Consider the following 13,399-nt stretch of genomic DNA (forward strand, 5'->3'; position numbering starts at 1 on the left):
ATTTTCTTTTGCATACGTTTTGTATGCTCTCCAAGCATCTGTAACAAGCACATTATGAGACGATAGTTTAGTACCAATGATAGTTTCAATTTTGGTTTTTACAATACGCCCCATACAAGATACTTTGGAGACGGTTGCTTTTGTACGGTCTCTTGCAACAAGAACACATACTTGTTCGTGGCTGATTCCTCTGTGTTTGGATTTTCCTCCACGTTTTCGAGGCTTCCGTTCTTTAATGCCACGTTGCCCTTTTTGAGAGTACAAGAAATAGGTCTCGTCAACTTCAACGATACCTTCAAAATGGTCAAAATCCATTTGCTTTAAGGCGGATAGCAGTTTATGTCTCCAGTAAAAAAGTGTAACCCAAGTAACCCCTACGATTTCAGCCGATTTACGCAGGGAGTAGCCTTTGAACATACAATCCACAAATGTAATCCATTCATCACCTTTTCGGGTGCGATAAAGAACGGTGTTAGTCGTATCCGTAAAGGTTTTAAGGCAACTTTTACAACGATACCGTTGACGACCCTTGACTTTTCCGAATCGAACAACGTGTTCAGATGTACAATGGGGACACTCGAAGCCATCTTTAAAACGAGTTTCCCTCATTTCGTTAATCAATCTACCACCAACGGAAGAGGTCGGGTCAACATAACGTTTTACCCATTGATATACTTTTTCCTTTTTAGTATGGGGTAACTTGTCGATGTATTTTAATAGGTTACTGAACGCTTTGTCCATCATTAACACTCCCGAACCTTTGTTCTAATTGTAATTATAGCAAGAACTTGGTTGGGTTCAAATATCAACAATGTTCTTTAACAGAGCCATATATTAAAATCAGCTGACTGTTGACTTCTGTACCGATTCTGATTGATCCTGTACATCCTTGGCCTGGCATTCCGGACAGATTCCGTAAATTTCCAGGCGATGATGATCAACCTTAAATCCAGTCACCTGCGCCGCAAGTGCTTCTATTTCATCAAGTGCAGGGTAAAAGAAATCGACGATCTTACCACACTTGCTGCAGATGACATGATAATGACGTTTGGTTGAAAAATCGAAGCGGCTGGACGCATCACCATAGGTCAGTTCTTTAACCAAACCGGTTTTTTTAAATACACGCAGATTATTATAAACAGTGGCTACACTCATATTCGGAAATTTGTGTTCCAGTGTTTTGTAAATTTCATCCGCAGTCGGATGGGTGTCGGAAATAACCAGATATTCAAGAATCGCATGACGCTGCGGCGTAATGCGTACGCCGGAGCTCTTAAGCATTTCAATCGCATGATCAACATTTAACTTATTATCGCTCATCGTCATGCACCTCGCTTTCAGCAATAGTGATTATCAAAATCAATTATCAGATTACAATCGTTACAATTATATATTCAGTGTACATGGTTCATGCTTATCCTGTCAATGTTAAGAACTTTTTAATGAGAATCTTTCTAAACAGATGCAGTGCGACATCCATAGTCTGCCACATATGCTGAAGCACATACATTTTCATTCGTCTGCAATAAATAATTGTACAAATAAAAATAAGGATGCCAGGCATCCTTATTTTCACTTGACGGGTCGATTTGAGAATGGTTGTCCTTAATCAGTAAGATTTTCTTTTACGTATTGATAAACGTCGTCAACATGGCCTGCTACCTTGACCTTGGGCCATACTTTTTTGATCGTTCCTTCTCTGTCAATGACAAAAGTAGAGCGGACGATGCCAGGAGCTTTTTTCCCAAACATGGTCTTCATCTGCCAGCTCCCATAGGCTTCAGCAGTCTGATGGTCTGCATCCGATAAAAGTGTGAACGGCAGTCCGTGTTTTTCCGTAAATTTCTGGTGCCTTTCGACCGGATCGGGGCTGATTCCGAGAACGACTGTATTCAGTGCCTCAAAGCGGCTGTTTTGATCGCGAAAATCACATGCTTCCGTTGTGCAACCGGGCGTCATGTCCTTCGGATAAAAATAAAGTACGACATTCTTTCCCTTATAATCTGATAATGAAACTTCTTTACCGTTTGTTTCATTTAATGTAAAATCCGGTGCTTTTACGCCTGCTTCTAACATCAATAATGCTCCTTTCGTACGATGATTTTATTGAATATGAATCGCAACTTTGCCGAATTGCCCAGACCGCAGCAAATAATGAAGCGCATCCGCTGTCTCGGCTAATTCAAAGGTGTGGTCTACAACTGGCCTGATTTCATGACTTTGAAACAGCTTCAGCATCTCATGAAATTCGTCAATGCTGCCCATTGTCGTGCCGCGAAGCTGCCATTGATTATAAAAAAAGGTGCGAAGATTTAGCGCGACTTCATCACCGGCTGATGCCCCAAAGGCAATCACGGTTCCTCCTTTTTTAAGAAGGCTCAGGGAACGGTTAAAGGTTGCCGCACCGACACTTTCAATCACCAGATCCACTTTATTGCCCTCCATTGCCGTCTCCCAGTCCTCGTCATTTTTAAGCAGAAGATCAGCGCCAAGCACTTTGGCTCTTGCCAGTTTCTCAGTGCTCCGCGACGAAACGACAACCAATGCGCCGACAGCCTTCGCCATTTGCAGCATATAGGTCGCAACACCGCTTCCAATGCCAGGAATAAATACAGTTTGTCCGCTTTTCAGTTCTCCCTTTGTAAAAAGGGCGCGATAGCCGGTTAGTGCCGAAAGTGGCAAAACCCCCGCTTCAGTCCAGGAAAGGTAGTCCGGCTTCCGCGCAAGCTGCGCTTCAGGAAGCACAATTTGTTCAGCAAACGTGCCGTTATCCGGTAACCCAAGAATCTCGAAATCATCCGGCGGGGCGGCGGTCTTCCTTTCCCATCGCAGGCTGGGTATAATCAGCACCTCATCACCGACACGAAACGTTTTCGTTTGCGGACCGACTTCTGATACGATACCGGCACCATCAGAACCAAGAATCAGCGGTGGTTGATCTTGCTGATGACGCGTCACGACAAAAAGATCACGATGATTCAGCCCTGCTGCCTTCAGATTAACCTTCACTTCACCTGATCCGGGACTTGGCGGACTTTTAAAATCCACTGTATAATGCGCCCCGGAAAGTCCGGCAACCCCCTCGTGAACAAAAGCTTTCATCTAATCACCTGTTCCATTTTTTCAACAATTATTATTAAAAAAGTTGTCATTTAAGGCTTCTATCGTCATCATCACCACAAAAAACGAGTTAGAAATACTGGGAACTTTTGCCTCCCATCATTTTAATGATACCTCGAAACCGGCTGTATGTGAATTCAAGCGCATTCTATTGTACCAATCAGGCAGCGAAACGTTAAAAATGTTAAAATGAAATGATAAATCGTCTTTATACAGGTGATCACATGGATATAGAAAGCATTGCGCGAAGAATTGAAAATGACGAATCAATTATCGGCGAAGAAACCGCTAAAAAATCTGCTGTTCTGCTCCCGCTTATTTTCAAAGACAAAACCTGGCAGATCTTGCTTGAGGTGCGCGCCGAGCAATTAAAGCGCCAGCCTGGAGATATTTGCTTTCCTGGCGGGAGAAGCGAAAAAATAGATGGATCAATGCGCGCCACTGCCATTCGTGAAACATGCGAAGAACTTGGCATTCGAAAAGAGGCCGTCACAGTCATCGGCCAGATGGGCACGTGTATTGCAACCGCGGATTTGTTCATCTATCCTTTTGTCGGCAGGCTCGACACTAGTGAGACGCTGCATCCGAACAAAAGCGAGGTTCAGGAAACGTTTACGATTCCGCTTCCCTGGCTGATGAAACAGGTACCGGAAAAACATACGTTAAGTTTTTCCGTGGACAAAAAGTCCGATTTTCCGTTTGAACGAATCGTAGCAGGTCATCATTACGCTTTTCGCAGTCTGGAAATAACCGAACCTTTTTATGAATATGAAGGAAAGACGATCTGGGGATTAACGGCTCGGATGCTCGAACATTTCGTCTTCCTGATGAATCACCGAATGTTCGACTGAACCTCCTGCCTCAGGGTTCATGGCTTGTCATTTTTTGCCTGTTATTAGATACTTGAGTGAGAAATGTCACTTAAATGGTCTAAGGAGAGATGAAACTATGAATATACAGACTTCAGAAAAGCTTTATGCGCAAGCACTTGAGCATATTGTCGGCGGTGTCAACAGCCCCTCCCGCGCCTATGCGGCGGTTGGTGGCGGGGCACCGGTTTTCATGAAAAGGGGAAAGGGCGCTTACTTCTGGGATGAAGATGGGAATCGTTACATTGATTATTTGGCAGCTTATGGTCCGATTATCACTGGCTTCGCTCACCCCCATATCACGGCAGCGATTAAGAAGCAGGCGGAACTCGGCGTATTGTACGGAACGCCGACGCATCTGGAAACGAAACTTGCAGTCATGATCAAAGAAGCGATTCCTTCATTAGATAAAGTGCGGTTCACTAATTCCGGAACCGAATCCGTTATGACAACGGTTCGCGTTGCACGCGCATTCACAGGCAGAAAGATTATTTTAAAATTTGCCGGCAGCTACCACGGCCACTTCGATCTTGTCCTTGTTGCTGCAGGTTCAGGCCCGTCCACACTTGGGTCACCGGATTCTGCCGGTGTGACTGAAAGCACGGCACAGGAAGTGATCACTGTACCGTTTAATAACGTAGACACTTTGCAGCAGGCGTTCGACAAGTGGGGCAATGAAATCGCCGCGGTGCTTGTCGAACCGATCGTTGGCAATTTCGGTATGGTCATGCCAAAACCCGGCTTTCTGGAAGCAATCAGCACCATTGCACATGAAGCAGGAGCACTTGTCATCTTTGACGAAGTCATCACAAACTTCCGCTTCATGTATGGAGGCGCTCAAAATTACCTTGGCGCAACACCAGATCTGACCGCCATGGGTAAAATCATCGGCGGCGGGCTTCCGATCGGTGCATACGGCGGCAAAAAAGAAATCATGGACGAAGTTGCACCGCTTGGGCCCGCCTATCAGGCCGGTACAATGGCAGGTAACCCGCTGTCGATGGCAGGCGGCATTGCCTGTCTTGAAGTGCTGCAAACGCCAGGGATTTATGAACACATGGATCGTCTCGGAAAAAAACTGGAGGACGGCATACATTCGATTAATGAAAAGTACCACCTGCCGATTGCCATTAATCGGATCGGTGGTGCGATGACATTGTATTTTTCCGATCATGAAATCACAAACTATGAGGAAGCAAAGGCAACCGACACGAAAATGTTTGGACGATTCTTTAAATACATGCTGGAAAAAGGAGTTAACCTGGCGCCTTCTAAGTATGAGGCATGGTTCCTCACAACTGAACATTCAGAAAGAGACATCAATGATACGTTGGAAGCCGTTGACTATGCATTCGCTCAACTTGCAAACTCATGATATTCGGGGAGAAAGGGGCGTCTGTGCCTTCGCCAGAGGCTTGGCAAAGCCAGGTTTTCTAATATATTGATGATAGGAGGAGAGAAAAGTGCATCTTGGCGCACGCAGCTTGAAAACCGGGGTCGCAGTTACCATTGCCCTGATGATTGCGGCCGCACTCGGCATGTCACCGCCTATCATGGCCGGGGTCGCCGCAGCGATGACGACGCGACCATCTGTACAACTGTCGTTCCGCGCAATGCTGCAAAATATATACGGAAACCTGGTTGGTGCGCTGATCGCAGTGATTGCCGTGATCGTTTTCGGTGATACACCGATTGTGGTGGGCCTGACCGTTGTTTTCGTCATCGCTGTTCATCTGAAATTCCGATTAAATCGAACATTAACATTGACAATGGTCACGGTCATTTTCATTATGTCAAGCGGTGTCAGCGGCAATGCCGGATTCATTCTGGAAGGTGCCCGCAGATTTTTCATGATCTGTATCGGCGTAGTATCTGCAACATTGGTCAATTTGCTGATTTTTCCTCCGCATTATGAAAAGGTTCTCTATGAACAGATTCTCGAACAGACCACGCTGCTGTTTAAATGGACGCGCCTGCTCAGCAGCGGAACCTCAGATAATACGAAAATCAAGCGAGAACTTTCTGCATTTGACCGCAGAAAGCTGAAAATCGAGAACTATTATCACTGGTACAAGGAAGAACGTGTGTTCAGAAAAAAATCATTACCTGTGAAACTGAGACGCACCGTTATTTTCCGGGAGATGATCAACGCGACTCGATTGCTTCACCAGGCGCTGAACGAGCTGGATCGCAATGAAAATGCCTTTCGCCTTCTTCCTGATGCGTTCCGGGAAACGCTTCGGGTTCAGCTAAGCGGACTTATGGCTTACCATGAACGCGTGCTGTTGAAGTATGACGGAAAAATCAGGCGCAGACGCCATGAAGAGCAAGCAAGAAAAGATGTACTGCATCGCACGAAATTTGCGGAATCCTTTTTTTCGTTTGCCACCTCAAACAAGACCGAGAGCTGGCTGGATGTCCTGCCGCTTATCTCGATCATCATTGATTACAGCCAGCATGTCGATCATCTTGATCTGCTCGTAACCAGCTATCAGTCCTTCCATTAGAAAACCTGGCTTCGTCAGGGCACTGATACACTAAAACTGAAAAAGCGAATCAAATGCCGTAATCTTCAACCCGCAATGCATCCGGATGCGGGTTTTTTGCTACGTCCAAAGGCTTATGCCAAAATACAGCTTCAGAGCATTATCTGCATCGCGCTTTTTTAATAAGATTGAGACATAGAAAGGAGGATCAACTCGATGAAAAAATTTGCATTATTTCTGCTTGGAGCCCTCAGCCTAATCGTCCTGCTCAGCCATGTAGGCCCGATGATCGGATTAGTCATCAGTCTCGCCGTTCTGTATTTCGCTTTTAAGAAATTCAGCCGTGCTGAATCTGCCGGAGGAAAAATCCTTTGGGGCGCGATCGGTATCATCGCTCTGTGTTTTTCAATCGGCAATGTGCCGGCAATCATCGGTATCGCCGCACTGGCGGGTCTTTACTTCGTGTACAAAACATGGAACAGCGACAAGCGGACTGCCTATGAACCGAATGACCCCTTTGATCATTTTGAGAAAGAATGGAAAGAATTTCGTTACAAATAACTTTTACCAAGAATGAAAAGGAGCTGCAGAAAATGAGCAATATATTTACCCGAATCAAAGATTCCATCGCTGCTGATTTAAATGACCTGCTTGATCAGAAAGAACAGAAAAACCCGATTGCCATGCTGAACCATCATTTACGGCGCTGTGAAAATGAAGTGAAGCATGTGCGTGAGCTGATCGACCGCCAGTATCTCCTCAAAGATCATTTCATCAAAGAATACCATATAGCATCCGAGATGGCAGCAAAACGTCAGCATCAGGCTGAAGTTGCAAAACGCGCATCGGAAGACGAACTTTACACATTTGCAGTAAAAGAGTATGAAGATTACCAGGCCAAGGCCGAGCATCTGGACAAAGCGTATAAAGACACGGTGAAACAGCTTGATCAGCTGGAACAGAAATACGCTGAGATGAAACGCAAATTAAAAGATATGCATCTGAAACGTATGGAGCTGATGAGTCGTGAAAATATTGCTGCTGCAAATCATCGCATGAGCCGTGTCATCCAGCCAGAGCGGGTATTCGGACAGTCTTTCTCGAAATTCGAAGAGAGTGAAATGTATTTGGAGCAGCTGGAGCAAAAGGTGAACACAAATTACCACCAGAACACCATTGACGCCCGCATTCGGGAAATCGAGCGCAGACTGGAAAGCAGCAAGACTGAATAATCATCAGGTATCTGGTTTGTCTCACATAACGATGTTAAAATGGAAAAAGGTGCGGCATGCGCCCTTTTTCTTCGTTACATAATTTCGCAGAAAGGCAGATGATGCACCATGTTCGATCAACTGCAGAAAGATAGATACAGCTGGCTTGTCATTATCTGCCTGTTTTTGCTTGTACTCCAAACCCTGTTCGATGGCTGGGGTTTCCTGTTCCCTGCCATCCTGTTTGGCGCCCTGCTCTATTTCGGAAGAAGGCACCGCGCGCTGCGAAAGGGCAAGATTTTGTTCTGGATCGGGCTGATCGGGCTTGGATTCACAATCCTCAGTCTGCTTGTTTTTAAATTCATCATTATCGCCTTATTCATTTGCTTTGTCATTGATTTCATCCAAAGAAAAAGGCATCCGAAGCGAATCGTTCCTGATTTCGATCATCCTGTTTCATATGAAGAGGATGTGACATTGCTGTCCGGACTGCTTAAGAACAAATGGTTCGGCCATCAGGAAACCCCGGTTGACGGTTACGAATGGAAAGATATTAACATACAGACCGGTGCAGGTGACACAATCATCGATCTTGGCCAGACGATCCTGCCAAAAAAAGAATCGATCATTTTTATCCGGCAGCTTGTTGGCAGGGTACGTATTCTTGTCCCATACGGGGTCGAAATTTCGCTTCATTATTCGGTCGTGCTCGGACAGATTGACTTTTTCGATCATCATGAAGGTCAGCTGATTCATGAATCCAGAGTGCTGCAGACAGGTGGTTATGATCAAGCCGATCAAAAAGTCAAGATCATGATCTCGGCTCTGACCGGCAGTCTGGAGGTGCTGCGCGTATGACAGCACTTAAACGGCAGATGATCCTCGGAATCGCTCTTGCTCTTCTTTGCCTGCTTCTTTTTGCATTACTGTTCTTTTTTGCCTTTCCTCTCTCCAGTTGGTCGTTGCTTTGGAAGCGGCAGGTATGGCATCTTCCCTTTGCTTTTATCGTCCCTGTGCTGGCGCTGTGTATCGGTGGACTGGCGGGTCTTCTGTCTGGAGTTTACTGGCGCAGACAATTGCAAGTCATCAGTGATGCACTGGAACACATGGACCAGAGCAGAGACAGATACATACTGGACCGTTATAACCCGGATGTGCAGCCGATTATGGAGCATGTACAGAAGACGGACACTAAGATTGCTCAGCTGACACAGCTGGCACAACAGGCCGCCAATGATAAATCAGAGATTGAGGAACAGGCGATCCAGAAAATTGTCTCCGAAGAACGCAACCGGCTCGCACGGGAACTTCACGATTCAGTAAGCCAGCAGCTGTTTGCCGCATCGATGCTGATGTCAACGATCAATGAACTGCGTCCGAACTCCGATGATGCGGAGGGGCGGCAGTTAAAGCTCGTCGAACAGACCATTCATCAATCTCAGCTTGAGATGCGTGCGCTCTTTCTTCACTTACGTCCGGTCCAGCTGCACGGAAAAGCGCTCAAACAGGGTATGGAAGAGTTGCTGCTTGAACTGAAACAGAAAGTCCCGCTTAACATTAATGCGATGATTGAACCAATTAAACTGGCCCGTGGCATTGAAGACCAGCTGTTCCGAATCTTGCAGGAGTCGATCTCCAACACATTGCGCCACGCAAAAGCCGACAACTTAGACGTTCTGCTGATCCACCGGGAAGGATGGGTTATTCTCCGAATCACTGATGACGGCATCGGTTTTAAAACCCAGACAACAAAACCAGGATCCTACGGTCTCCAGAATATGAAAGAACGCGCAGCACAGATCGGCGCGCAAATGAAATTAATCAGTGTCCCGGATCAGGGAACAAGCCTGGAAATCAAGGTGCCGATACTCGAAAGGGATGAACACAATGATTAGTGTTGTTTTTGTAGATGATCATGAAATGGTACGAATCGGAGTTTCTGCCTATTTATCAGCACAGCCGGATATCCAGGTGATCGGCGAGGCAGATAACGGGAAAGATGCTGTTGATCTGGTATTAAAGCTGAGACCGGATATTGTCCTTATGGATCTTGTTATGGAGGAGATGGATGGTATTGAAGCGACCAGACGGATCATTGAACAATGGCCTGAAGCAAAAATTATCATCGTGACCAGCTTTCTTGATGATGACAAGGTATACCCCGCTATTGAAGCAGGAGCAACCAGCTATCTGCTGAAAACTTCAAAAGCAGGCGAGATCGCAAAAGCAATCCGTTCAACCTACAGCGGTCACTCCGTTTTAGAGCCTGAAGTCACAGAAAAAGTCATGTCACGAATGAAAAACAGGCAGAACAAAGCACTTCATGATGATCTGACGAACCGGGAAATGGAGGTACTGCTGCTGATGGCACGCGGAAAAAGCAATCAGGAAATCGCGAATGAACTGTTTATCGCATTGAAAACAGTCAAAGTGCATGTCAGCAACATTCTAAGTAAGCTGGAAGTTCAGGATCGTACCCAGGCTGTCATTTATGCGTTTCAGCATAAACTATGCGAATAATTCCCGTTAAAAAACTACACAACTCCATGAATTATTGTAGCGAAAGGTCCTTTATTAAAAACCGATCATTCAGCGCAACACTGCCGTCGTTTCCTTTCAGCGCGATTTACCGGTCATGGCGCAGGTTCACAGTCTTCGACCGGAGCCTTTAATCTGTTCCTTTGTTTGCATCAGCGCTGCGGCTGCTCTTTTGCTGCGAGCGTACCGCGACCTCCTGGGGCAAGCTGGAATCTGCAGGATCTTGCTGGCACGCAGCAACCGGGACAATCCCGCAGATGTCTCGCATCTCCGCTTTGATGCCTGGATGCCAAAACAGTGTATTGATTTGTTGATTGCCTGCAGGGAAAAATCCTATATTACTTTCTTTGCTTGTTGGCTTTGCCAAGCCTCTGGCGCAAGCAAAGCCGCCGTCGCGACGGCCATGGACTGCCTAGTGTCCGATAAGCCGCAGGACGCGGCGTTTTTTCGGACCACTTATACTATTTTCCTTAAAATTTATATAACTTTCTTATAGTATAATACAAAAAATCCCTCACTCATTTCTGAGCGAAGGATTTCTTTAACTGGCTTTAATTTATTTAAGCGTTACGTTTTCGAGCGGCTCGCTTCCGGTCGGGCTTGGTGCATAACCGGAAACCGTGCTCTTGCCAACGAGTGGTGCTTTCGCATATTCGAGCGGAACCCACGGTGCGTCTTCATGGATAATTTGCTGTGCCTTTTCATAAAGTGCGGCGCGCTTTGCTTCATCGGTTTCCGTCTGCGCGTCAATCAGCACCTTGTGCAGCGGTTCACTCTTATAGAATGACAGGTTGTTGGACCCGGCACTGTCTTTGTCCAGCAGCGTATAAAGGAAGTTGTCCGGGTCGCCGTTGTCGCCGATCCATCCCATCAGATACATCGGAGCGCCGCCTTTCTGCAGCTTCTCAATGTATGAAGACCATTCAACGTTCTCAATCTTGACTTTCACGCCGATTTTACCAAAGGTTGCCTGAATGGCTTCAGCAGTCTTTGCCGGCTGTGGCATATAGTCACGCGGATTTGACATTGTATAAAGCGTTGTCGTGAATCCGTTCGGATAGCCTGCTTCCGCAAGAAGCTTCTTGGCCTTTTTCAGGTCGAACGGATAGTCCTTGATACTCTTATCAAAGCCGAGCAGAACCGGAGGCATCGGGTTTGTCGCCGGCTGCGCCTGTCCGTTATAGAAGGCTTTATTCAAAGCTTCTTTATCTACGGCCATGTTCAGCGCCTGACGAACTTTCTTATTGTCAAACGGCTTGATTGTCACATTGAAGCCGAGATAAGCCACATTCATCGGTGGACGATAGTACACATGGAAATCTTTATTATCCTGAATACCGTCAACATCACTCGGGTTCAGGCCATCCATGAGGTCGATTTCACCGTTTTTCAATGCGTTCAGACGTGAACTGTTGTCCGGAATGACCTTGAATACGATTGAATCCAGTTTTGGAAGTCCCTTTTTCCAATAGTGTTTATTCTTAACCAATGTGATCGTATTGTTCTTTTTCCAGCTTTTGAAAACATATGGACCTGTACCAACCGCCGTAGATGTACCGAACTTGTCCCCGGATTTCTTAATGGCAGCCGGGCTGGCGATGGCGAATGGTGACATAGCCAGGTTTTTCAGAAATGGAGCGGAAGGACGCTTCAGTGTAAAGACGACCGTGTTTTCATCGGAAGCAGTAACGCTCTTGATGACGAGTCCTTCATCGCCTTTATAACCGCCGAACATGGACGGGAAGTAAGCAAACTTTCCGGATTTCTTTCCGTTCATCCAACGTTCGAAGTTATAGACAACTGCGTCCGCATTAAATGCCGTACCGTCCTGAAATTTTACTCCTTTACGGAGGGTGAACGTATACGTTTTGCCATCGCTGCTGATTTTCCAGCTCGATGCGAGGCTTGGTTTGACTTCGGTTGATTGATTTTTGTAATCGTAAGCAACCAAAGTATCGTAAATATTTTGCGTGACACGGAATGATTCGCCGTCCGTAACAACGGCCGGGTCCAGTGAAGTTGTGTCGGCACCGCGGCCAAATACGAGTGTTTTGCCGCTGTCACCTGATTTGCCTGACGACCCGTTGCCGCAACCCGTAAGAATCATGGCAAGCGCCATAACAAAGGCAAGCGCCAGACTGAAATACTTCTTGTTCATCGTTATCCCCCTTAATATTTACTTATCTCTGTTAAAATCAAATCTTAAATATTTTAACTCTATTTTTACATAGATACAATGCACTATTTAAAAAGTTTAGAAAACTGTACTTAGTTTTTCATGCGTGGATCAAGTGCATCACGCAGTCCGTCGCCGATTAAATTAAATCCGACAACGACCAGCACAATGGCAAGGCCTGGGAAGAGAACGGTCCAGGGTGCAGTCTGTATATATTCTCTTGAATCCGACAGCATCTTTCCCCATTCCGGAAGCGGAGCCTGTGCGCCCATGCCAAGAAAGCCGAGTCCTGCCGCGTCAAGAATGGCAGTCGCAATATTCAAAGTCCCCTGCACAATAATCGGTGCGATGCTGTTTGGGAGGATGTGCTGGAAAATGATGCGCGCGTCCCCCATCCCGATCGAACGAGCAGCCATTACGTATTCTTCCTCCTTGACGGTAAGCACGCGAGAGCGAACCAGCCGTCCAAAGACGGGAACATTGACGATTGCGATGGCAACCAGCGCATTGTTCAGTGATGGACCGAGGATCGCGACAATTGCAATAGACAAAAGAATACTCGGAAAAGCAAGCAAAATATCGAAGAAACGCGAAATGATCACGTCCAGCGCTTTGCCAAAATATCCGGCAATAATACCCAGAAGCGTTCCGACGACAATGGAACCGATCACTGATAAAAAGCCTACACGCAGTGACAGTCTGGCGCCAAACAGAATTCGGCTCAAAATATCGCGGCCAAAATCATCCGTACCGAACCAATGAGCGGCAGACGGCGGTTGAAGCTTGAGCCGAATATTCTGATCATTGATTCCCTGCGGCGCCAGAAAACCGGCAAAAATCGCAAAGAAGATGAATAAAAGAACAATGATTGTCCCGGCAATTGCCGGCTTGTTCTTTCTAAACGATTTCCAGAATTCGCCAAGTGCGAAGGTCATCGGACTCTTAGCCGGAGCTCCGGACGGATCAAGCTGCGCTTGGGAAGCTTGTGGCATCCTTCAA

The 13,399-nt window shown here is 46.4% G+C and carries 14 protein-coding genes; 8 read left to right on the forward strand and 6 right to left on the reverse strand.

Annotated features, from left to right (window positions below; translation table 11 throughout):
- The 4 genes from M3N64_RS08680 to M3N64_RS08695 form a co-directional block, all read right to left on the reverse strand.
- Positions 1 to 741 (reverse strand): IS1595-like element ISBsu3 family transposase (locus tag M3N64_RS08680; protein WP_249101188.1); only part of this gene is annotated, 741 nt, incomplete at its 3' end.
- A 99-nt stretch (positions 742 to 840) separates the two neighbouring features.
- Positions 841 to 1,326 (reverse strand): peroxide-responsive transcriptional repressor PerR, encoded by a 486-nt coding sequence (gene perR / locus M3N64_RS08685; RefSeq protein WP_438271012.1) that lies wholly within the window; start codon positions 1,324 to 1,326, stop codon positions 841 to 843.
- Positions 1,327 to 1,605: 279 nt separating this feature from the next.
- On the reverse strand, positions 1,606 to 2,076 hold the full coding sequence (gene bcp, locus M3N64_RS08690; protein WP_249101194.1) for a thioredoxin-dependent thiol peroxidase: 471 nt from the start codon (positions 2,074 to 2,076) through the stop codon (positions 1,606 to 1,608).
- A gap of 27 nt (positions 2,077 to 2,103) precedes the next feature.
- Positions 2,104 to 3,102 carry a zinc-binding dehydrogenase gene (locus M3N64_RS08695; RefSeq protein ID WP_249101197.1) on the reverse strand — a complete coding sequence of 333 codons (999 nt, stop codon included), beginning with the start codon at positions 3,100 to 3,102 and terminating at the stop codon, positions 2,104 to 2,106.
- 242 nt (positions 3,103 to 3,344) lie between these two features.
- On the opposite strand from M3N64_RS08695, the gene M3N64_RS08700 reads away from it, so the two are divergent.
- The 8 genes from M3N64_RS08700 (at position 3,345) to M3N64_RS08735 (ending at position 10,206) form a co-directional block, all read left to right on the forward strand.
- Positions 3,345 to 3,971, forward strand: coding sequence for an NUDIX hydrolase (locus tag M3N64_RS08700; protein ID WP_249101199.1), 627 nt, complete (start codon positions 3,345 to 3,347; stop codon positions 3,969 to 3,971).
- A gap of 97 nt (positions 3,972 to 4,068) precedes the next feature.
- Positions 4,069 to 5,364 carry a glutamate-1-semialdehyde 2,1-aminomutase gene (locus M3N64_RS08705; protein ID WP_249101201.1) on the forward strand — a complete coding sequence of 432 codons (1,296 nt, stop codon included), beginning with the start codon at positions 4,069 to 4,071 and terminating at the stop codon, positions 5,362 to 5,364.
- Between the two features lie 88 nt (positions 5,365 to 5,452).
- A complete protein-coding gene (locus M3N64_RS08710; RefSeq protein ID WP_249101205.1) occupies positions 5,453 to 6,496 on the forward strand; it encodes an FUSC family protein in 1,044 nt (347 codons plus the stop codon).
- A 195-nt stretch (positions 6,497 to 6,691) separates the two neighbouring features.
- Positions 6,692 to 7,036: a lmo0954 family membrane protein gene (locus tag M3N64_RS08715; protein ID WP_249101208.1), complete on the forward strand. Its 345-nt coding sequence runs from the start codon at positions 6,692 to 6,694 to the stop codon at positions 7,034 to 7,036.
- A 32-nt stretch (positions 7,037 to 7,068) separates the two neighbouring features.
- Positions 7,069 to 7,707, forward strand: coding sequence for a PspA/IM30 family protein (locus M3N64_RS08720; protein ID WP_249101211.1), 639 nt, complete (start codon positions 7,069 to 7,071; stop codon positions 7,705 to 7,707).
- A gap of 108 nt (positions 7,708 to 7,815) precedes the next feature.
- The gene (liaF, locus tag M3N64_RS08725; RefSeq protein WP_249101215.1) at positions 7,816 to 8,544 is read left to right on the forward strand and encodes a cell wall-active antibiotics response protein LiaF; all 729 of its coding nucleotides are present in this window, start codon (positions 7,816 to 7,818) and stop codon (positions 8,542 to 8,544) included.
- The gene (locus M3N64_RS08730) at positions 8,541 to 9,581 is read left to right on the forward strand and encodes a sensor histidine kinase (RefSeq protein ID WP_249101218.1); all 1,041 of its coding nucleotides are present in this window, start codon (positions 8,541 to 8,543) and stop codon (positions 9,579 to 9,581) included. The genes liaF and M3N64_RS08730 overlap by 4 nt, the downstream gene beginning before the upstream one ends.
- Positions 9,574 to 10,206 carry a response regulator transcription factor gene (locus M3N64_RS08735; RefSeq protein WP_249101220.1) on the forward strand — a complete coding sequence of 211 codons (633 nt, stop codon included), beginning with the start codon at positions 9,574 to 9,576 and terminating at the stop codon, positions 10,204 to 10,206. Before M3N64_RS08730 ends, M3N64_RS08735 begins: the two co-directional genes overlap by 8 nt.
- Positions 10,207 to 10,780: 574 nt before the next feature.
- On the opposite strand, the gene M3N64_RS08740 is transcribed toward M3N64_RS08735, so the two are convergent.
- Both M3N64_RS08740 and M3N64_RS08745 read right to left on the reverse strand, forming a co-directional pair.
- Positions 10,781 to 12,382 (reverse strand): ABC transporter substrate-binding protein, encoded by a 1,602-nt coding sequence (locus tag M3N64_RS08740; protein WP_249101223.1) that lies wholly within the window; start codon positions 12,380 to 12,382, stop codon positions 10,781 to 10,783.
- 110 nt (positions 12,383 to 12,492) lie between these two features.
- On the reverse strand, positions 12,493 to 13,335 hold the full coding sequence (locus tag M3N64_RS08745; protein ID WP_249101402.1) for an ABC transporter permease: 843 nt from the start codon (positions 13,333 to 13,335) through the stop codon (positions 12,493 to 12,495).
- Positions 13,336 to 13,399: the final 64 nt, after the last annotated feature.

The sequence above is a fragment of the Sporolactobacillus mangiferae genome (genome assembly GCF_023336505.1).
Taxonomy (GTDB): Bacteria; Bacillota; Bacilli; order Bacillales; family Sporolactobacillaceae; genus Sporolactobacillus; species Sporolactobacillus mangiferae.